Source organism: Cryobacterium sp. TmT2-59 (assembly GCF_004403545.1).
In the GTDB taxonomy this organism is placed as follows: domain Bacteria; phylum Actinomycetota; class Actinomycetes; order Actinomycetales; family Microbacteriaceae; genus Cryobacterium; species Cryobacterium shii.
Genome location: NZ_SOGM01000042.1, coordinates 26,724 through 46,685 on the forward strand (window position 1 = coordinate 26,724; position 19,962 = coordinate 46,685).

The window sequence follows — 19,962 nt, forward strand, 5'->3', positions numbered from 1 at the left end:
CAGCTTTGATTGCAGGTGAATCCGGAGGGGGACTTCTGGTGGTGCGATGGTGCGTAGTGGTGCTGTGGTGCGGTGGTGCTGTGACTACAGGCCCTGTGCCAGTCGGTAGTAGGCCTGGTTCCAACGCACCTCGCGCGTGAAATCACGCAGGGTGGTGGTCTTATCGATCACGAGAAGCTCGGTGCGAGCGATCTCGGCGAAATCCTGGAACACCTCGATGCCGACGGCTGTCGACATCACGGTGTGGTGGGCGGCGCCGGCCGTGAGCCAGGCCGCAGCGGAGGTGGCGAAGTCCGGTTCCGGGCGCCACACCGCGCGGCCGACCGGAAGCTTCGGCAGCGCCTGGGGCGGCTCGACCACCTCGACCACGTTCGCGGTCAGGCGGAACCGGTCGCGCATATCGCTCATGGCGACCACCACGGCCGGGCCGGGGGCCGCGTTGAAGACGAGGCGCACGGGGTCTTCGCGGCCGCCGATGCCGAGCGGGTGGATCTCCAGCGTCGGCTTCGCGGCGGAGAGTGCGGGGTTGACCTCGAGCATGTGGGCTCCGAGGATGAGCTCCGCGCCGGGAGCGAGATCGTAGGTGTAGTCCTCCATCAGGCTCGCGCCGCCGGGAAGGCCGGACCCCATCACGTTGGCGACGCGCACCAGGACGGCCGTTTTCCAGTCGCCCTCGGCACCGAAACCGTATCCCTGGGCCATCAGGCGCTGCACGGCCAGGCCGGGCAGCTGCTTGAGTGCGCCGAGGTCTTCGAAGTTCGTGGTGAAGGCGCTGAAGCCGCCGGCTTCCAGGAATCCCTTGAGGCCGAGCTCGATCGCCGCGCCGTACCGGAGGGACTCGTGGCGGTCGCCGCCGGCGCGCAGTTCGGGGACCACGTCGTAGAGGTCCTCGTATTCGGCGACGAGGGTGTCGATCGCGGCATCCGTCACCGCGTGCACGGCCTCGGCGAGTTCGTTCACCGGCCAGGTGTTCACCTGCACCCCGAAGCGCAGTTCGGCCTCGGTCTTGTCGCCCTCGGTCACTGCGACGTAGCGCATGTTGTCGCCGAAGCGGGCCAGTTTCATGGTGCGGCTCGCGGCCCAGCCGGCGGCGGCACGGGTCCAGGTGCCGATGCTCCCGGTGACGACCGGGTTGGACACGTGGCCCACGACGGTCTTGCGCGACACGCCGAGCCGGGTCTGGATGTAACCGAACTCCCGGTCGCCGTGCGCGGCCTGGTTCAGGTTCATGAAGTCGAAGTCGATCTCGCTCCAGGGCAGTTCCACGTTCGCCTGGGTGTGCAGGTGCAGCAGCGGCTTGGCCAGTGCGTCCAGGCCCGCGATCCACATCTTCGCCGGCGAGAACGTGTGCATCCACGCGATCAGGCCGATCACGCTGTCGTCCGAGTTCGCGTCCAGGGCGGCGCGGCGGATGGAGTCGGAGTCTTTCAGGACCGGCTTCCACACGACGCGAACCGGGATGTCGCTCGAGGCGTTCAGGGCGTCGGCGATGGCCCGGGACTGCTCGGCGACCTGCCGCAGGGTCTCCTCGCCGTAGAGGTTCTGACTGCCGGTGAGGAACCAGACCTCGTAGGTGTCGAGGGTGTCGGTGAGAGTAGCCATTACGTGAGTGCTCCTTGCGGTGCTTGACCGTAAACGTTCTGATAGCGGTTGAAGAGGGAATCGATCGCCTCTTGGGGGATGGGGATGAGTTCCCCGCCGAGGCGGGCGAGGTGCACGGTGCGGGCGACGTCTTCGACCATCACGGCGGCTTTGACCGCGTCGCGGGCGTCCTTGCCGATGGTGAACGGCCCGTGATTCTGCATCAACACGGCCCGGGACCGGTGACCGGTCAGCGCCTCGACGATGCCGCGGCCGATGGTGTCGTCGCCGATGATGGCGAAGCGTCCCACCGGGATCGGGCCGCCGAATTCGTCCGCCATGGCCGTGATCACGCAGGGGATCTCCTCGCCGCGCGCCGCCCAGGCCGTGGCGTAGGTGGAATGGGTGTGCACGACGCCGCCGACGTCCGGCATGTTGCGGTACACGTAGGCGTGCGCGGCCGTGTCGCTGGACGGCGCACGGTCAGACCCGGGGGTGTCGGGGATGACGTTGCCGTCGAGGTCGCAGACGATCATGTTCTCCGGTGCGAGATCGGCGTAGTCGACGCCGCTGGGCTTGATCACGAACAGGTCAGCGCCCGGGACACGGCCGGACACGTTTCCGCCCGTCCAGACCACGAGCCCGTTGCTGGTCAGCTCGGTGTGCAGGCGCGCGATCTCGTCGCGGACCCGTGCGATGGCAACCTCGATCCGGGGGCCGAAGGAGCTCATGCGGAGACCGCCGAGGTTTCCAGCGAGGCGCCGGCGTCACGCTTGAGGGCCTTGAGTCGGTGCATGACGTCGTTCGTGCCGCGACCGAAGTAGTCGTGCAGGAGCGAGTACTCGGCGAACAGCTTGTCGTACGCCGCGGCCGACTCTTCGTTGGGCGTGTACACGTTCTTGTTGAGCTTGCCCATGGCCTGGCCGGCCGCGCGCACATCGGGATAGGCGCCCGCGGCGACGGCCGCGTGGATCGCCGAGCCCAGCGCCGGGCCCTGCTCGCTGGCGATCGTGGAGATCGGCAGGCGCAGGATGTCGCTGTAGGTCTGCATCAGGAAAGCGTTCTTGAGCAGGCCTCCCGCGACGATGAACTCGGTGACGGGGACGCCGCTCGAGTTGAACGTCTCGACGATCGTGCGGGTGCCGAAGGCGGTGGACTCGAGCAGTGCCCGGTAGATCTCCTCGGTGCGGGTGGTCAGCGTCATGCCGAGAACCAGGCCGGAGAGTTCGTGGTCGACCAGCACCGAGCGGTTGCCGCTGTGCCAGTCGAGGGCGATCAGTCCGTGGCCGCCGACGGGCTGGTCCTTGATCAGTTCGGTCAGGTACTGGTGCACGCTCAGGCCCGCGGCGGCCGCCTCCGTGAAGTACCGGGCGGGAACCTGGTTGTTCACGTACCAGGCGAAGATGTCGCCGACCCCGGACTGGCCGGCCTCGTAACCGTAGAGCCCGGAGACGATGCCGCCGTCGACGACGCCGCACATACCGGGCACCTCGGCGAGGTGGTCGGAGTTCATCACGTGGCAGGTCGAGGTGCCCATGATGGCCACCATCTGGCCGGGCAGGACGGCTTGGGCGGCCGGACCGGTAACGTGCGCGTCGACGTTGCCGACGGCGACGGCGATGCCCTCCGGCAGGCCGGTCCAGGCTGCGGCCTCGGCGGAGAGGGTGCCGGCGGATGCGCCGAGCTGGCCGATCTCGTGCGCCACCTTGTCGGTGGCGAACCGCGTGAACCCGGGGTTCAGCGCGGCGAGGAAATCCTCGCCGGGGTACGCGTCATCCTGCAGAATGCCCTTGTAACCGGCGGTGCACGCGTTCCGCACGTACTGGCCGGTGAGCTGCCAGACGATCCAGTCGGCGGCTTCGACCCAGTGGTCCATCCGGTCGTACAGCTCGGGGTCTTCCTCCAGCAGTTGCAGGCCCTTGGCGAATTCCCACTCGCTCGAGATCAGCCCGCCGTAGCGCGGCAGCCAGCTCTCGCCGCGTTCGGCGGCGAGCTCGTTGATGCGGTCGGCCTGGCGCTGCGCGGCGTGGTGCTTCCACAGCTTCACGTAGGCGTGCGGGCGGTCGGCGTATTCCGGCAGCTCGTTGAGGGGGGTGCCGTCGGCGAGGACGGGAACCATGGTGCAGGCCGTGAAGTCGGTGCCGACACCGATGACGCGGGCCGGGTCGATGCCCGCGTTCGCGACGGCGGCGGGGACGGCGCTCTTGAGCACGTCCACGTAGTCCTGCGGAACCTGCAGGGCCCACTCCGGCGGCAGGGCGGCGCCCGTGGCGGCGAGGGTCGTGTCCATCACGGCGTGCGGGTAGTCCAGGACGGCGGAACCGAGCTCGACGCCGTCGGAGACGCGAACGACGACCGCGCGGCCGGAGAGGGTTCCGTAGTCGATCCCGATGACGTATGAATTGACGTCTGCATGCGCATCCGGCTGCTCGGTGATTCCCACGGAATCGACTCCTTCGTCTCGCTGGTGGTGCTCGTGCCGGAGTCGTTCTCCCGGTCATGTGCCGGTCAAATGTGAACGGTCACATTTGCCTGTCTCATGTTAGCTCTCCCCATGGCGCAGTTGTCAAGTCCCAACCTGGGGCCGATATTCAACCGTTTCCGACGGGCGCGGAGAGGGGCGGCCGGGGCGGGCCGGAGTTACGCGGGAGTTACCGGACGGGCGGGGCCGTCGACGCGCGCACGATGAACCGGGGCATGATCGACTGTTCGGCCACGGGTTCGTGGCCCGCCAGGTCTTCGAGCAGGGCGGCGACGCAGCGTCGGCCCAGTTCGGCGAAGTCCTGGCGCACGGTCGTCAGCGGGGGCCAGAAATGAGCCGCTTCGGGGATGTCGTCGAAGCCAACGATGCTGACATCCCGCGGAAGTTCGAGGCCGGCGTCGCGCGCCGCATGCATCAGACCGAGGGCCATCTGGTCGTTCGAGGAGAAGATCGCCGTGAAATCCAGGCGCCCGAACAACTCGCGTCCGGCGTAGTAGCCGAAGTCCGCGGTCCAGTCGCCGAGGATCGGCGCTGTGGTCGGCACATCCATGGCGCCCATCTCATCGAGGAACCCGCGCATCCGCGCTTCGGCCTCGATCCAGTCCTGCGGGCCGGCGAGGTGGTAGATGCGCCGGTGGCCCAGGTCGATCAGGTGCCGGGTCGCCAGCCGCGCGCCCGCAATCTGGTCGACGGACAGGGCGTGGCCGTCTTGACGGCCCCCCGATTGCAGCGACACGTAGGGAACCGTGATCGACAGCTGCTCGAGAACGTCGAAGACCCGCACCTGGGGCGCGATCACGACCAGACCCTCGATCCCCTGGAGCATCAACTGCACCAGGGCCGCTTCGATCGACTCGTGGTCGTCGGCGGCCAGGTTGGCCGTGTTCACGTAGTAGCCGGCCTCCTGCGCCGCCTCCTGGATCGCGGCGATACTGCTGGCCGGACCGTACTCGGAACTCTGGGCGGTCAGGATGCCGATCGTGCGGGAACGGCCGCGGGACAGGGCCCGCGCGGCCCGGTTCGGCTGGTACTGCAGGTCTTCCATGACCTGCAGCACCTTCGCCCGGGTCGAGTCACGGAGACTGGGGTGGTTGTTGAGCACGCGTGACACAGTCTGGTGGGACACCCCGGCGAGACGTGCGACGTCTCTGATGCTGGGGGCGCGCACTTTGGGTGGCTTGCCTGTCACGTAACGACCTTGTTCACATGTGCACGGTCACAATTGTGATCGCACATCCAGTATGCACGTCCGGCGGGGTTTCAAGTGACTCCGATGTGACAGTCACATGGACCGCCGAGACGGGCCTGGCCCGCGGCAGCACAGGCAAAGCGGGTCAATGCCATCAGCGGCATGCAAGGCGATCAGGGATTCAGCAGCGAGCATGCAGACTCAAGAACAGACGGCCGCCAACGTTGCCGGCGGCCGCCAACAGCTGCCGGATCAGAGTGCGGCGAGGGCCCCGTCGATGTCGTCGATGAGGTCGGCGACGTCTTCGATACCGACGGAGAGACGGATGATGTTGTCCGCCACCTCCAGCTCGGTGCCGCGGACGGATGCGTGCGTCATCTCCGAGGGGTAGTTGACCAGCGACTCGACCCCGCCGAGGGATTCGGCCAGCTGGAAGAGGTGGGTGGACTCGGCGAACGTTCGGGCCGCGGCCGCGCCGCCCGCGAACGCGATCGACAGCATCCCGCCGAAGCCGCTCATCTGCTTCTTCGCCAGCTCGTGGCCGGGGTGGCCGGGCAGGCCCGGGTAGTAGACCCGGTCGATCGCCGGGTGAGCCTGCAGGTGTTCGGCGATGGCCTGGGCGTTGCTGCAGTGGCGGTCCATCCGCACCGAGAGGGTCTTGATTCCGCGCACGGTGAGCCAGGCATCCATCGGGGCCGACACCGGGCCGGCGGCGAACTGCAGGAACTGCGCTTTCTCGGCGAGCTCGTCGTCGTTGATGATCAGGGCGCCGCCGAGCACGTCGGAGTGGCCGCCGAGGTACTTGGTGGTCGAGTGCACGACGACGTCGGCGCCGAAGGCCAACGGATGCTGCAGCGCGGGCGAGGCGAACGTGTTGTCCACGATCACGGTCACGCCGTAGCGGTGCCCGATCTCGGCCAGCGCGGTGATGTCGCTGATCTTCATCAGCGGGTTGCTGGGCGTCTCCACCCAGAGGATCTTCGTCTCGCCCGGAATGATGGCCTCTTCGACGGCGGCGAGGTCGCTCATCTCCACGGTCGAATGGAGGATGCCCCAGGCGCCGTGCACCCGGTTGATCAGGCGGTGGGTGCCGCCGTAGACGTCGTTGCCGAGCACGATGTGGTCGCCCGGAGCCAGGAGCGCGCGCAGGATGGTGTCCTCCGCGGCGAGCCCGCTGGCGAAGGACAGTCCGTGCTTGCCGCCCTCGAGCGCGGCCAGCAGGGTCTCCAGCACGGTACGGGTCGGGTTGCCGCCGCGGCTGTATTCGTAGCCGCCCCGAAGGTGCCCGATGCTCTCCTGCACATACGTGGAGGTCTGGTAGATGGGCGGGATCACGGCGCCGGTCGTCGGGTCGAATTCCTGCCCGGCATGGATGGCGATGGTGTCGAAGTTGGGGGTGCGAGCCATTGGGTCTTCCTTATTCATGCTGTTCGTTTGTCTGACTGTCATGTGTCTGACGGTTGTGTGCCTGTTTACACGCTCAGGTAGGTGAGCAGGTCGTGGCGGGTGATGACGCCCAGGGGCTTGCCGCCGTCGGTGACGAGCAGCGCATCGTGTCCGGTGAAGGCGGCCCGCGCGGTGGCGACCGGCTCGTTCACGCCGATCAGAGGCAGGGAGTCGGCCACGAACTCGCCCACGCGATCGGCCAGCTGCGCCTCGCCGGAGAAGACCAGCTCCATCAGGCGGCGTTCGTCGATCGCGCCGACGACCTCCCCCATCACGACGGGCGGTTTGGCGGTGAGGACCAGCACCCGGGACACACTGGACTCGGTCATCACGCCGATGGCGTCGCGCACGGTCGCGCTCGGGTGCACGTACACGAAGGGCGGCAGCGTGCCGGTCTTGGATTCGAGCAGGTCGGCGACCGTGTTCCCGGCCGGGGCGTTGGTGAAACCGTAGCTGCGCATCCAGCCGTCGTTGAAGATCTTGCCGAGGTAGCCGCGGCCGCCGTCGGGCAGAAGCACCACGATCGTGTCGTCCGCGCTGAGGGTCGTCGCCGCGCGGAGGGCGGCGACGACGGCCATGCCGCTCGATCCGCCGACCAGGATGCCCTCCTCGAGGGCAAGCCGACGGGTCATCGCGAACGACTCGGCGTCGGAGACGGCGATCACCTCGTGCACCACGGACGGGTCGTAGGCGGCGGGCCAGAAGTCCTCGCCCACACCCTCGACCAGGTACGGCCGGCCGGTGCCGCCGGAGTAGACCGAGCCCTCGGGGTCCGCGCCGATGATGCGCACGGTGTCGCCCGACACCTCGCGCAGGTAGCGGCCGGTGCCGGTGATGGTGCCGCCGGTTCCGACGCCCGCGACGAAGTGGGTCACCCGGCCGTCGGTGTCGCGCCAGATCTCTGGCCCGGTCGTCTCGTAGTGGCTGAGCGGCCCGTTCGGGTTCGCGTACTGGTTGGGCTTGAATGCGCCCGGGATCTCACGGGCCAGACGGTCCGAGACGCTGTAATAGGAGTCGGGGTGATCAGGGGCGACGGATGTCGGGGTCACCACGATCTCGGCGCCGTACGCCGTGAGCACGTTGCGCTTGTCCTCGCCTACCTTGTCGGGCAGCACGAACACGCACCGGTAGCCGCGCTGCTGGGCGACGAGCGCCAGCCCCACGCCGGTGTTGCCCGAGGTCGGCTCGACGATGGTGCCGCCGGGCAACAGGTGCCCCTCGCGCTCGGCGGCGTCGATGATGCGCGTCGCGATGCGGTCCTTCGACGAGCCGCCCGGGTTGAGGTACTCGAGCTTGACGAGCACGGTGGCGCTGACGCCGTCGGTCACCTGGTGCAGTTTGACCAGGGGGGTGTCGCCGATGAGGTCGAGGATGGTGTCGGCAATTTTCATGGAGTGTCCTTCGTCATGGTGTCGCGCCGTTTCTCACTCGCCGCGCGGCCAAGGCTGCACGCGCCGGCTGTGCGCAAATCTACGGAAACGCGAGGTCGTGTGGGATTACCGGGGTCGGCCAGCGACGATCACACCGCGGACACGACATCAAAACGAGCACGATCCCAACTCTAGCGAAGCGTGCTCGGGGTCACCAGATGCGGCCGCCGCGTGCCCGGCGCAGGCCGGACGCAGGACGGGCGCAGGCCAGGCGCCTCCGGGCACCAGGCCCACGCGGGCTGCGTAGAATCGCGATCATGATGAAAGCCTCCCGTGCCCGTTGATGATAGTTCGCCGGGCGACGTCGGTGCGCCCATCGTCGATGCGACGGATGCCCCGCGCTCGCCCCACGAACGGAGGCGCCTGGCCTGGAACCGTCGGTTCGGACTCGCCCTGGGCGTGCTCGGCGCCGTGGGCGTGAGCGCCCTGCTCGTCTCGTCGGTGCTCGCCCCCGCGAGCGCGCCGGGAGAGCCGGCCGGCACCACCGGAGCCGGAGCCACCGGAGTCGGTGGCACCGAGACGCCGGGCGCACCCTCGGGCGGCCCTTCCGGTGCCACGACCGAGGCGACCCCGATCGTCGGGCTGGAGACGTACTTCAATGAACCGAGCCACGTCACGACCTCCGTCACCTACCCGCAATCCCCGCCGACCGGCGGCCCGCACAGTCCCGTCTGGCTGGACTGCGGGGCCTACGACCGGGCCGTGCCGAAAGAGAACGCGGTGCACTCCCTCGAGCACGGCGCGGTCTGGGCCACCTACGACCCGGCCCTCGCCCCGGTCGACGTCGCGGCGCTTCGCGCCGCCCTGCCCGGCGACCACGTCATTGTGTCGCCCTACCCCGGGCTGGGCTCACCGATCGTGCTGACCACCTGGAATGTGCAGCTGCGGCTGGAATCGGCCGCCGACCCGCGCATCCCGGCCTTCGCCGCCGCCTACCTGAACGGTCCGACCGCCCCGGAGCCGGGCGAGTCCTGCTCCGGCGCCCTCGCCGCCCCCGGAAAGGTCGGCTAGCCGGCCGCGCTCTCCGCGGGGCGCACCTCTCCGCGGGGCGTATCTCTCCGCGGGAGGCCGACCCCTCCAAGCGCGGCGACACTCGCGGCGCACCTTCGGCACGCGGGCGCACGCTAGAACATGCGCCCGCGGCTCAAGGGTGCGCCGCGAGAACTGGAGAGGGGCGAGTGGCGAGGCGGGAGAGGCGAGAGAGGCGAGAGGGGCGAGTGGCGAGGCGAGAGAGGCGAGAGAGGCGAGGGGCGAGGCGGGCGACGGATGCCGCGGGCCACCCCGCGAGCGCGCCGGGAGAGCCGGCCGGCACCTACTCGGCGAGGAGCGGCGACGACGACGTGCTCTGCTCCGAGTACAGCCGGGCGTAGACGCCGTTCGCCGCAAGCAGCTCGGAGTGGGTGCCGCTCTCCACGATCCGGCCGGCGTCGACGACGAAGATCACGTCCGCGGCCACGATGGTCGAGAGCCGGTGCGCGATGGCGATGGTCGTGCGCCCGCGGGACGCGGTGTCGAGGGCCGCCTGCACGACCCGCTCCGAGATGGCGTCGAGGGCGCTGGTGGCCTCGTCGAGGATGAGCACTTCCGGGTTCTTGAGCAGCACGCGGGCGATCGCGATCCGCTGCTTCTCGCCGCCGGAGAGACGATAACCGCGCTCCCCCACGACGGTGGCGTACCCCTCGGGGAAGGACGCGATCGTGCCGTGGATGCTCGCGGACCGGGCCGCGGCCTCGAGTTCGGCATCCGTGGCATCCGGTTTCGCGTACCGCAGGTTCTCGGCGATGGTCGCGTGAAAGAGGTAGGTCTCCTGGCTGACGATGCCGATGTGGGAGACCAGGGACTCCTGGCGCAGGGCGCGTACGTCGACGCCGGAGAAGAGCACGCGGCCGGCCGACGCCTCGTAGAACCGGGGGATCAGGTAAGAGACGGTGGTCTTGCCGGCCCCGGACGGACCGACGAAGGCCGCGAACTGTCCCGGCTCGATCGCGAAGGATACGTGGTCGAGGGTGGGCCGCGAGTCCGGGGAAGAGTCCGGGTAGGCGAACGTGACGTTGTCGAATTCGACCCGGCCGACATCCGTGCCGCTCGTGGGCACCTCGGCGGCCTCCGCGGCGTCACTGATCGCCGGCTTCAGGTCGAGGTACTGGAAGATGCGGGCGAACAGGGCGCTCGAAGTCTGCAGGTCGAGGGTGACCCGCATCAGCCCCAGCAGCGGGAACAACAGCCGGGACTGCACGGTCGTGAACGCGACGATCGTGCCCGGGGTGATGTCGGTCGTGCCGCCGGCCATCAGCAGGCCCGCGAACAGGTAGACGATCGCGGGGATGCTGGAGAGGAAGATGCTGACCATCGCGAAGAACCACTGGCCGCTCATCTGCTGGCTGACCTGCAGCCTGACCTGGTTGTCGTTCTCGTCGGAGTACCGGCGGATCTCGGTCGGCTGACGGGTGAAGCTCTTGGAGAGCAGGATTCCGGACACGCTCAGCGTCTCCTGGGTGATGGCCGTCATGTCGGACAGCGATTCCTGCGTCTTCGCCGCGATCCGGGCGCGCACCTGGCCGACCCGGCGCTGCGCGATCACCAGGATGGGCATCAGGACGACGGCGACGATGGCCAGCTGCCAGCTCAGCAGGAGCATGGCCACCAGGGACGCGATCACGGTCACGACGTTGCCGAGCAGGCTCGAGATGGTGTTGGTGAGCACGCTCGCGACGCCGCCCACGTCATTCTGCAGCCGGGACTGGATGACGCCCGTCTTCGTCCGGGTGAAGAAGCTCAGCTCCATCGCCTGGAGGTGGGTGAACAGGCGCACCCGGAGCGAACCCATCACGGAGTTGCCGACGGTGGCGGTCAGCCAGGTCTGCCAGACACCGAGCAGCTGCGACCCCAGGTAGATGGCGATCATCAGGCCCACGAGCACGGCGAGCCGCCGCACATCGGGCGCGCCGCCGGGCGGGAAGAGCCCCTCGTCGAAGGCCCTCTGCACCAGCAGGGGCGGCACGACCGAGAGTCCGGCACTGATGAACACCAGCACCACGGTCACGATCAGCGCGGTGCGGTGCGGGGCGAACAGTCCGGCGATCCGGCCGAGCAGGTTCGGGATGCGCGGGGCCTCGGCATTCTCGGCCCGCTGTGCCACGGCGTCCCCACCGCTGACCCGGCCTCGTCGCCCGCCACCACCGCCGTGCATTCCACTCATGGCTTCACTCTAAACTCCCGGCGATCCCCGGCCGCCCCCGGTCGGCGGCTTCACAGTCCCGCCACACGACTGTGCCCGTTCCGGTCGACCGCGGCCGGCAGAACGGGCACAGTCGACCGGAACGGGCACGGTCGGTGATCAGGTGGGGCAGTCGGGCTACCCCTTGGTCGAGCCGGCCAGCAGGCCGCGCACGAAGTAACGCTGCAGGGAGAAGAAGACGAGCAGCGGAACCAGGATGGAGATGAACGCGCCGGCCGTGAGCAGGTGCCAGTCCTGACCCCGGGTGCCGGTGATCTCGGCCAGCAGCTTGGTCATCGGGGCGACCGCGCCGTCCGCGAAGATCAGCGCCACCAGCAGGTCGTTCCAGACCCAGAGGAACTGGAAGATGGCGAAGGATGCGATCGCCGGCATGGTCAGCGGCAGCACGATCCGGAAGAAGATCTGCCCGTGCCCCGCGCCGTCGACCCGCGCCGCTTCGATCACGTCGGCGGGGATCTCCGACACGAAGTTGTGCAGCAGGTAGATGGCCAGCGGCAGGGCGAACATGGTGTGCGCGATCCAGACCTGGGAATAGCCGCCGGCGTCGCTGATCGACGTGACCACGGGGATTCCGAAGATCGAGCCCTGCGAGAAGAACTTCAGCAGCGGCACGAGGGCCATCTGCAGCGGCACGATCTGCAGTGCGAACACGGCGATGAAGAGCACGTTCTTGCCGCGGAAGTCGATCCAGGCGAACGCGTAGGCCGCGAGGCTCGCGATGATCAGCGGCAGCAGCGTGGCCGGGAGGGTGATCGCGATCGAGTTGATGAACGCGCCCGCGAGGTTCAGCTGGCTGTTTCCGGCCTGGAGCACCTGAGAGTAGTTGTCGAGGGTGAGGCCCCAGTTCTGGAAGAGGGTCCACCAGCCGGTGGTGCGCACCTCCTGGGCCGGGCGGAACGACGAGACGAACAGCCCGAAGGTGGGGACGGTCCAGAGCACGGCGATCAGCAGGGCCGCGACCGTCGCACCGCGACTGGTCAGGCGCTTCTTGGTTCGCTTGGCCGGTGCCTCCAGGCGTTTCTCGCCCTGGCGGAGGTGGTTCCTGGTGGTCGGGTCCGGAACTTCAACAGGCAGTACGGCGCTCATCGGATTTCCCTCTGCTTCTGGATCTGGCGGGCGTTGTAGATGACGATCGGCAGCACCAGCAGGAACAGGATCACGGCGAAGGCGGCGGAGCGGCCCTGCTCGAAGTTCTTGAACTGCGTGTACATCTCGTTCGCGATGACGCTGGTGTCGTTGGCGCCTGCCGTCATGGTCCGCACGATGTCGAAGACCTTGAGGGAGGCGATGGAGATCGTGGTCAGCACCACGATCAGGGCGCTACGGATGCCGGGCACGGTGACGTTGGTGAACTTCTGCCACGGGTTGGTGCCGTCGAGTTCCGCGGCCTCCAGCTGCTCGGCCGGCACGCCCTTGATGGCGGCGGAGAGCACGACCATGGCGAATCCGGTCTGCACCCAGATCAGAACGATGATCAGGAAGACCGTGTTCCACGGTTCGTTGGCGAGGAAGTCGACCGGCTGGCCGCCGAACCAGACCACGACCTGGTTGAGCAGGCCGATCTGGTTCTGGCTGGCCGGGCGGGCCGTGTAGACGAAGCGCCAGATGATCGACGCCCCGACGAAGGAGATGGCCATGGGCATGAAGACCATGATCTTGAAGTACTTCTCACCGCGGCTCTTATCGATGAAGACCGCGTAGGCCAGTCCGGCGATCGTCGACACGAGCGGGGCTATGAGCACCCAGACGATCGTGTTGAGCACCGTGCGGATCGCCTCGGGCTGGGTGAACACCCAGATGAAGTTGTCGAATCCGATGAACGCTGTTCCGCGGGAGTTCATGAACGCCTGCACCGTGGTCTGGATGGTCGGGATGACCAGGCCGATGATGAGCAGCAGGATGGCGGGCGAGAGGAAGCCGAAGAGCTGGAAGAGATAGCCGGCGCCGGCCCGTGACCGGTAGTCGACGATGAAGAACACCCCGCCGAGGACGGCGGCGGCGGCGGTGGCCCACCAGTACGAACCGGCGGCCAGCAGGATGAGCATCGGTGCCAGCACACAGACGGCCAGCCGGATGACGGTGTACAGGGTGCCCTTGCGCGGGGCGATTTCGACGAAGAACAGGATCGCCCCCACCAGCGCGACGAACGCGAAGATGATGATCGGGACTTGCGCGAGGGCGGGCAAGCCAGCGAGCCAGGAAAGAAATGCTGACATAGGAAACCTCTCGAGTACGACTGTGGACTCACAGTGTTCGCTGGTGGCGCTGCGAAAACTTAACGCAACGGTACACCGGCACCCGAGCGCGGCCGCCCTTCTGTTGTGAAGGGCGGCCCGCCCTGTTCTGGTTGTTGGTGCAACTGCTGTAGTGCGACTGCTGTGGTGCGGGTGGTGCTAGCGAACGGCCGAGATTAGCTCGACGGCCAGCCGGCTTCGATGCTCGTGAGCACCTCGTCGGTCGGGGTTCCGTTGATCCAGTTGACCATGCCCTTCCAGAACGTTCCCGAGCCGACCGAGCCGGGCATCAGGTCCGAACCGTCGAAGCGGAAAGTGGTCTTCGGGTCCTGAAGGATCTTGATGGCTTCCTGCAGGATCGGGCTCTTCGCGTTGGCCGGGTCAAGACCCGAGTTGGCGCTGATGACCCCACCGAGGCTGACGCGGCTGTTCGCCCAGTCGGCGCTGGAGAGGTACTCCTGCACCTTCTGGGTGTCGGCGTCGTCCGCGAACGCGGCGACGATCTCGCCACCACCGGTCACGGCCTGGCTGCCGGCTTCTTCACCCGGGGTGATGAAGGCCCAGACGTCGCCGTCGGGTCCGACCTTGCCGCCGGCATCCGTGATGAAACCGTCGAAGAAGGATGCCTGGTGGTGCAGGGCGCAGGTTCCGTCGGCGAGCGGGGCTGCCACGTCACCGAACGGAGTGCTGTTGATGGAGCGGACGTCGCCGAATCCGGCGTTGACGTAGGCCGGGTTCTGCAGGATCTCGCCCACGGAGTCGAACGCCTTCTTGATGGCGGGATCCGTGAACGGGATCTCGTTCTTAATCCACTTGTCGTAGGTCTCCGGTCCGGCCTGGCGCAGGACCAGGTCCTCGACCCAGTCCGTTCCCGGCCAGCCGGTGGCGTCGCCGGAGCCGAAGCCCGCACACCACGGGGCGGCGCCGGTCTTCTCCTGGATCGTCTTCGTCACGGCGAGGAGGTCAGCCCAGGTCTTGGGAACCTCGACACCCCACTCCTTGAACTTGGCCGGCGAGTACCAGATGAAGCCCTTGACGCTGGCCATCAGCGGCGCGCCGTACAGGGTGTCCCCGACCGTGCCGTAAGCCTTCCAGTCCGCGGACCAGTACTTGTCGACGTTGGCCTCGACGGCCTTCGGGGCCGGCTTGAGGTAGTCACGGCTGGCGAGGTCCGCCATCAGGCCGGGCTGCGGGAAGATGGCGATGTCGGGAGCGTTGCCGCCCTGGGCCCGGATCGCGATCTGGGTTTCGAACTCTTTCGACGCTTCGTACTGAATGTCGATCTTGTTCTCTTTTTCCCAGCCGGCCCAGGACTCTTCGAGCAGTTTTGCCTCGGTGTCGCCGATGGTCCCGTAGACCGTGACGGTTCCGTCACCGGCTGCGCCCGCATCGGTCGTCGTGCTGCCGGGTCCGCCGGAACAGCCGGCCAGGGTCAGACCGGCGATCGCCGCAATGGCGATTGGTGCTGTGAAACGGCGGTGCAGGGATGACCGCATATTTCCTCCTCATTGAGTGTTGGCGGTGTTCGCGTGGTCTTGCCCAGGGACACCGGGGTGCTGCAGGTGCTGGAAACGGTCAGATAGGGAACCGGTTCCACACCATAAGTTACGGCACCGTTCGGAGAATCGCAAGAGCATTGGGGTTATGAAATGGCAAAGATCGGTCCGATGGGCCACGAAATAGCCCTGAACAGGCCAACAAGCGCCCAAACCCATTCAGCTCAGTTCGATCCCGAATGGAACCGGTTCCATACTGCCCGGGGAGGCGCTAGTCTGAAATCCGGGTCCAAGGACGGAGGCTGGAATGAGATCGATTGCGGATGTCGCGCGTCTCGCCGGCGTCGCCAAAGCCACCGCTTCCCGCGCCCTCAGCGGTCGCGGGTACGTGTCCGAGGAGACCCGGTCGAAGGTCGTCGCCGCGGCCAAGGAGATCGGCTACGTCGCCTCCCCCAACGCGGCCAGCCTGGTCACCGGGCGTACGAAGAGCATCGGCGTGATCATCCCCTTCATCAGTCGCTGGTTCTTCTCCGAGGTGCTCGAGAGCCTGGAACAGGCCCTCCTCGAAGAGGGCTACGACATGACCCTCTACAACCTGCCGGCCGCGTCGAAAGAACGCGACAGCGTCTTCGAGTACTTCCTCGCCCGCAAGCGATTCGACGGGGTGATCTCTGTCGGAGTCGCCCTCAGCGACGCCGAAGTCGACCTCCTGCACCGCCTCGGCCGCCCGCTGGTGGGCATCGGGGGCCCGATCCGTGGCGTGCACACCATCGCGATCGACGACGTGGCCTCGGCCCGGCTCGCCACCGAGCACCTGCTCAGCCTCGGCCACAAGGACATCCTCCACATCGGCGGCAGCGAGGCCGACGAGATGGACTTCAAGGTGCACAGCAACCGCCGCACCGGCTTCGCCTCGGCGATGAACGAGGCGGGTCTGTCCACCGAGGGCAGTTTCTACGCCTGCGAATTCACGCTGCCCGGCGGCTACGGCGTGGGGCTGGCCGTGCTCGGCGACCCCCGCACCCGGCCGACGGCGGTGTTCGCCGCCTCCGACGAGATCGCCATCGGCGTGATCGTCGCCGCCCGGGAACTGGGGATCCAGGTGCCCGCCGACCTGTCCGTGATCGGGATCGACGGGCATCCGTACGCCCAGATGTTCCGGCTGACCACCCTAGAACAGCATCCGCGGCGCCAGGCCCGGCTCGCCGTGGTGTCGCTCCTGGCCGAGCTGGAGAGCCCGACGGACACGGATGAGGCGAATCACCTGACCGTGCTGCCCGTGAACCTGGTCGTCCGTTCGAGCACCAGCGGGCCCCGGCAGCCGCTCGGCGCCTGAGCCGCCCCGCACCCGAGCCGCACCGCGCTCAGCTGTCGCCGGCGCCGATGGCCTCGGCTTCCTCCAGCCGGTCGACGACCCCGTTCGCCCGGTGCAGCTGCGCGCGCCCCAGCAGCAGGATGGCCACGGCCACCAGTACGGCGGCCGCGGCCGCGAAGAACGGCGCCGCCGGCCCGAACGCGGCGGCGAGCAGCGTCGCGGCGGGCGGCGCGAGGGCCCCGCCGAGGAACCGCACGCCGGAATAGGCGGACGACGCGACCGCTCGCATCAGGTCCGTGGCCTCCATCACGCACTCGGTCAGCACCGTGTTCAGCACGCCGAGCAGCAGCCCGCCGACGATGACGCAGACGACCAGGCCGGCCGCCGAGCCGCTCACCAGGGCCGCGGCGACCAGGTCGAGCGCCAGCAGCGGCAGCACGGCCGCCAGCACATGGGTGCGCTTCATCCGTCTGGTCAGCAGCGGCGCCACCCAGACGGAGGTGACCGCGAGGGAGACCCCCCAGCCGAAGAAGACCAGGCCGAGGGTGATCGCGCTGCCGAGGCCCAGCGGCACGAGCGCGAACGGGGTGTACGCCAGCAGCACGAAGAAGCCGATGTTGTAGAAGAACGCGGCCGCGGCGAGGACACCCAGTGCGGGCCGGGCCAGCGCCCGGAACGGAGCCGAGAGCCGGATCGGGACCGGTGCGGGGGCATCCGTCTTCAACATCACCACGATCGCCGCGAAGCCGACGGCCATCAGCGAGGCGCTGCCGAAGAACGGCCCGCGCCAGCTGAGGCTGCCGAGCAGGCCGCCGATCAGCGGGCCGATCGCGATGCCGAGCCCGAGCGCGGCCTCGTAGAGGATGATGGCCGAGGACGTCCCGCCCGAGGCTGCGCCGACGATCGTGGCCAGCGCGGTGGAGATGAAGAGGGCGTTGCCGAGACCCCAGCCCGCCCGGAAGCCGATCACCGCCTCGACGCTCTGGGACATCCCGGAGGCCAGCGCGAACGCGACGATCAGGGCCAGGCCGATCAGCAGGGTGCGTTTGGCGCCGATCCGGCTCGAGATCCAGCTGGTGAAGAACATGGCGACGCCGGTGACCACGAGGTAGCTGGTGAAGAGCATCTCGGTCTCGGTCGGGGTGGCCTCGAGGTCGCGGGTGATGGCCGGCAGGATCGGGTCGACCAGGCCGATGCCCATGAAGGCGATCACGCAGGCGAAGGCCACCGCCCAGACCGCGGTCGGCTGGTGCAGGATGCTGGCGGCCGGTGACCGCGTGGACTGCTGGGACTGCGGCGCGGTGCTCGCGGCCCGGCTCACAGCGCGACCGCCGCGTCGCCCGGTTCGGCCGGTGGGGCCGGTTCGCCGGCATCCACGCGTTCCCGCAGGATGGCGATCGCGCGTTCGAGGACCTCGACGTCGGCGGCGGGCAGGTCGCTGAACAGCGGCAGCAGGGCGGTGGCCAGCTCGGTACGCCAGGCCGCGAGGGCGGCCTCGCCGGAGGCGGTGACCCGGGTGCGGGCCGCCCGGGCGTCGAGCGGATCGGCCAGGCGCTCGGCCCAGCCGCGCTCGGCCAGGTGGCTGACGAGCTTCGTGGCGGTGGGCTGGGAGACGCGGCTGCGCACGGCCAGCTCGCCGAGGCGGATCGGTCCGGTCTGGCGCAGCACGCTCAGCGTCCGCCAGACGGCCGGGGATTCGGTGCCGTTCGCGGCCTGGGCGGCCAGGCGGGTGACCCGGTGGTTGACCGTGATCAGGTCGCCGAGCAGATCGAGGAGTGTCGTGGACATCCGTCAACTATACATAGCTTGGCTATATATAAATCGCGGCTGCGGGGTTAACGACGAACGGGCGCCGCATCCAGTGGATGCGACGCCCGTCAGAGCGCAATCGGCTCGCGCCGATCATTCCTCCGCGTGAGCGAAGAGCGAGAGCCCCGTGAGGGGCGCCTGCTACTTGAGGACTGCGGTGGCGCCGGCAGCTTCGAGAGCAGCCTTGCCCTTTTCAGCGGCCTCCTTGGAGACGCCTTCGAGGACGGCCTTCGGCGCGCCATCGACGACGGCCTTGGCCTCGCCGAGGCCCAGGCTGGTGAGCTCGCGCACAACCTTGATGACCTGGATCTTCTTGTCGCCGACAGCCTCGAGGATGACGTCGAAAGCGGACTGCTCTTCGACCTCTTCAGCGGGTGCAGCAGGACCAGCAGCGCCGGCAACGGCGACCGGAGCAGCAGCGGTGACCTCGAAGGTCTCCTCGAACGCCTTGACGAACTCGGAGAGCTCGATGAGGGTCAGGCCCTTGAACTGTTCGAGCAATTCTTCGGTGGAAAGCTTTGCCATGATTTTTCTCCCTATAGTTTCTTAGTTACTCACCGCGATGCCAGGCCGATGCCTAGTTCGCGGACTCCTGCTTCTCACGCAGCGCCTCGATGGTGCGAACAGCCTTCGACAGCGGTGCGTTGAACAGATATGCGGCTCCGAACAGCGAGGCCTTGAATGCGCCGGCCAGCTTGGCCAGCAGCACTTCGCGGGACTCGAGGTCGGCGAGCTTGCCTACCTCTGCGGCGGTGAGCGGGTTACCGTCGAAGTAACCACCCTTCACTACCAGGAGAGGGTTTGCCTTGGTAAAGGCACGCAGGGTCTTCGCAACGGCGACAGGGTCTCCGTGAACGAATGCGATTGCGGACGGACCGACAAGCTCGTCGTCAAACGACGTGATGCCGGCGTTGTTGGCCGCAATCTTGGTCAGCGTGTTCTTCACCACGGCGTACGTGGCGTCCGCACTGATGGAAACGCGCAGCGTCTTGAGCTGCGCAACAGTGAGACCGCGGTACTCGGTGAGCAGAACGGCGGTCGAGCTCTGGAATTTCTCCGTAAGCTCGGCGACCGTTGCTTCCTTGTTCGCCATGGCGCTCCTCTTGGTTTCATGTGCCGGTAGCCCGGGGAGCAGACATGAAAAAAGCTCCGACGCAGGCGCCGGAGCTGGGAACGCATTCTCGAGGAATGCAGTCTGACTTCGAATCCTGCGCGGGCCGTTCACGTGAATGAACCTTCGATTGCCTGTGCATTTCTGCACAGAGCAATAACCGGCGGTCTTTGGCTTTTCCCTACGTTACGGGATGCCGCGGGCCGGCGCAAATCCGGATCCGTCTGGTTGCTGCGTGGCTGGGGCGCCCGGTCACCCGCTCTGAACCAATTCGACGGAGATTTTGCCCGAAACTGCCGGTTTCGGGCTCAAACCCGCTTTCTAGAGCAAAATCTCCGTCGAATTAGTTCGGGCGGGGGTGGTCGGGGCGGTTTGCGGGCGGCGCGGGATGCGGAGGCTGCGGGCGGGCGCGGGCTGCGGGCGGGCGCGGACTGCGGGCGGGCGCGGACTGCGGGCGCGAGCAACGCAACGGATGCCGCAGCAGCGGGTCGTTCGGTGGCGCCGGGTCCGGGCATCCGTTTGCCACGCTCCTGAACCAATTCGACGGAGATTTTGCCCGAAACTGCCGGTTTCGGGCTCAAACCCGCTTTCTAGAGCAAAATCTCCGTCGAATTCGCACGGAGCCGGGGGC

The 19,962-nt window shown here is 67.9% G+C and carries 16 protein-coding genes; 2 read left to right on the plus strand and 14 right to left on the minus strand.

Going from position 1 to position 19,962, the window contains the following annotated elements:
• Positions 1-84 precede the first annotated feature (84 nt).
• From araA to E3T24_RS06815, 6 genes are all read right to left on the minus strand, one after another.
• Positions 85-1,602 carry an L-arabinose isomerase gene (gene araA / locus E3T24_RS06790; protein ID WP_134365658.1) on the minus strand — a complete coding sequence of 506 codons (1,518 nt, stop codon included), beginning with the start codon at positions 1,600-1,602 and terminating at the stop codon, positions 85-87.
• Positions 1,602-2,312, minus strand: a complete 711-nt coding sequence (locus E3T24_RS06795) for an L-ribulose-5-phosphate 4-epimerase (protein ID WP_134365659.1) — start codon at positions 2,310-2,312, stop codon at positions 1,602-1,604. Before E3T24_RS06795 ends, araA begins: the two co-directional genes overlap by 1 nt.
• Positions 2,309-4,024 carry a ribulokinase gene (araB, locus tag E3T24_RS06800; protein WP_134402778.1) on the minus strand — a complete coding sequence of 572 codons (1,716 nt, stop codon included), beginning with the start codon at positions 4,022-4,024 and terminating at the stop codon, positions 2,309-2,311. Before araB ends, E3T24_RS06795 begins: the two co-directional genes overlap by 4 nt.
• Positions 4,025-4,232: 208 nt before the next feature.
• A complete protein-coding gene (locus tag E3T24_RS06805; RefSeq protein WP_134365661.1) occupies positions 4,233-5,252 on the minus strand; it encodes a LacI family DNA-binding transcriptional regulator in 1,020 nt (339 codons plus the stop codon).
• A 252-nt stretch (positions 5,253-5,504) separates the two neighbouring features.
• Positions 5,505-6,659, minus strand: coding sequence for a cystathionine gamma-synthase (locus tag E3T24_RS06810; RefSeq protein WP_134365662.1), 1,155 nt, complete (start codon positions 6,657-6,659; stop codon positions 5,505-5,507).
• Positions 6,660-6,724: 65 nt separating this feature from the next.
• Entirely contained in the window at positions 6,725-8,089 is a 1,365-nt protein-coding gene (locus tag E3T24_RS06815; RefSeq protein ID WP_134434462.1) for a cystathionine beta-synthase, read from the minus strand.
• A gap of 312 nt (positions 8,090-8,401) precedes the next feature.
• Between E3T24_RS06815 and E3T24_RS06820 the strand changes: the two genes are divergently transcribed.
• Positions 8,402-9,139, plus strand: coding sequence for a DUF3105 domain-containing protein (locus tag E3T24_RS06820; RefSeq protein ID WP_134365664.1), 738 nt, complete (start codon positions 8,402-8,404; stop codon positions 9,137-9,139).
• A gap of 301 nt (positions 9,140-9,440) precedes the next feature.
• On the opposite strand, the gene E3T24_RS06825 is transcribed toward E3T24_RS06820, so the two are convergent.
• The 4 genes from E3T24_RS06825 to E3T24_RS06840 form a co-directional block, all read right to left on the minus strand.
• Entirely contained in the window at positions 9,441-11,327 is a 1,887-nt protein-coding gene (locus E3T24_RS06825; RefSeq protein WP_134365665.1) for an ABC transporter ATP-binding protein, read from the minus strand.
• 156 nt (positions 11,328-11,483) lie between these two features.
• Positions 11,484-12,452, minus strand: a complete 969-nt coding sequence (locus E3T24_RS06830) for a carbohydrate ABC transporter permease (protein ID WP_134365666.1) — start codon at positions 12,450-12,452, stop codon at positions 11,484-11,486.
• Entirely contained in the window at positions 12,449-13,582 is a 1,134-nt protein-coding gene (locus tag E3T24_RS06835; protein ID WP_134365667.1) for a sugar ABC transporter permease, read from the minus strand. The genes E3T24_RS06830 and E3T24_RS06835 overlap by 4 nt, the downstream gene beginning before the upstream one ends.
• 194 nt (positions 13,583-13,776) lie before the next feature.
• Positions 13,777-15,096 (minus strand): ABC transporter substrate-binding protein, encoded by a 1,320-nt coding sequence (locus E3T24_RS06840; RefSeq protein ID WP_134365668.1) that lies wholly within the window; start codon positions 15,094-15,096, stop codon positions 13,777-13,779.
• 307 nt (positions 15,097-15,403) lie between these two features.
• Between E3T24_RS06840 and E3T24_RS06845 the strand changes: the two genes are divergently transcribed.
• The gene (locus tag E3T24_RS06845; protein ID WP_134402781.1) at positions 15,404-16,432 is read left to right on the plus strand and encodes a LacI family DNA-binding transcriptional regulator; all 1,029 of its coding nucleotides are present in this window, start codon (positions 15,404-15,406) and stop codon (positions 16,430-16,432) included.
• A gap of 28 nt (positions 16,433-16,460) precedes the next feature.
• On the opposite strand, the gene E3T24_RS06850 is transcribed toward E3T24_RS06845, so the two are convergent.
• The 4 genes from E3T24_RS06850 to rplJ all read right to left on the minus strand — a co-directional run bounded on the left by E3T24_RS06850 (position 16,461) and on the right by rplJ (position 19,313).
• Entirely contained in the window at positions 16,461-17,669 is a 1,209-nt protein-coding gene (locus E3T24_RS06850) for an MFS transporter (protein WP_241975915.1), read from the minus strand.
• Between the two features lie 59 nt (positions 17,670-17,728).
• Positions 17,729-18,199: a MarR family transcriptional regulator gene (locus tag E3T24_RS06855; protein ID WP_134365671.1), complete on the minus strand. Its 471-nt coding sequence runs from the start codon at positions 18,197-18,199 to the stop codon at positions 17,729-17,731.
• Positions 18,200-18,361: 162 nt separating this feature from the next.
• Positions 18,362-18,745: a 50S ribosomal protein L7/L12 gene (gene rplL, locus E3T24_RS06860; RefSeq protein ID WP_134365672.1), complete on the minus strand. Its 384-nt coding sequence runs from the start codon at positions 18,743-18,745 to the stop codon at positions 18,362-18,364.
• Positions 18,746-18,797: 52 nt separating this feature from the next.
• Positions 18,798-19,313, minus strand: coding sequence for a 50S ribosomal protein L10 (gene rplJ / locus E3T24_RS06865; RefSeq protein ID WP_134365673.1), 516 nt, complete (start codon positions 19,311-19,313; stop codon positions 18,798-18,800).
• Between the last annotated feature and the right edge of the window lie 649 nt (positions 19,314-19,962).

What these genes read in the sequence shown, in the direction of transcription:
- araA (WP_134365658.1), bottom strand. Translation starts at nt 1,602, where the DNA reads ATGGCTACTCTCACCGACACCCTCGACACCTACGAGGTCTGGTTCCTC.
- E3T24_RS06795 (WP_134365659.1), bottom strand. Translation starts at nt 2,312, where the DNA reads ATGAGCTCCTTCGGCCCCCGGATCGAGGTTGCCATCGCACGGGTCCGC.
- E3T24_RS06810 (WP_134365662.1), bottom strand. Translation starts at nt 6,659, where the DNA reads ATGGCTCGCACCCCCAACTTCGACACCATCGCCATCCATGCCGGGCAG.
- E3T24_RS06815 (WP_134434462.1), bottom strand. Translation starts at nt 8,089, where the DNA reads ATGAAAATTGCCGACACCATCCTCGACCTCATCGGCGACACCCCCCTG.
- E3T24_RS06825 (WP_134365665.1), bottom strand. Translation starts at nt 11,327, where the DNA reads ATGAGTGGAATGCACGGCGGTGGTGGCGGGCGACGAGGCCGGGTCAGC.
- E3T24_RS06830 (WP_134365666.1), bottom strand. Translation starts at nt 12,452, where the DNA reads ATGAGCGCCGTACTGCCTGTTGAAGTTCCGGACCCGACCACCAGGAAC.
- E3T24_RS06835 (WP_134365667.1), bottom strand. Translation starts at nt 13,582, where the DNA reads ATGTCAGCATTTCTTTCCTGGCTCGCTGGCTTGCCCGCCCTCGCGCAA.
- E3T24_RS06840 (WP_134365668.1), bottom strand. Translation starts at nt 15,096, where the DNA reads ATGCGGTCATCCCTGCACCGCCGTTTCACAGCACCAATCGCCATTGCG.
- E3T24_RS06845 (WP_134402781.1), top strand. Translation starts at nt 15,404, where the DNA reads ATGAGATCGATTGCGGATGTCGCGCGTCTCGCCGGCGTCGCCAAAGCC.
- E3T24_RS06855 (WP_134365671.1), bottom strand. Translation starts at nt 18,199, where the DNA reads ATGTCCACGACACTCCTCGATCTGCTCGGCGACCTGATCACGGTCAAC.
- rplL (WP_134365672.1), bottom strand. Translation starts at nt 18,745, where the DNA reads ATGGCAAAGCTTTCCACCGAAGAATTGCTCGAACAGTTCAAGGGCCTG.
- rplJ (WP_134365673.1), bottom strand. Translation starts at nt 19,313, where the DNA reads ATGGCGAACAAGGAAGCAACGGTCGCCGAGCTTACGGAGAAATTCCAG.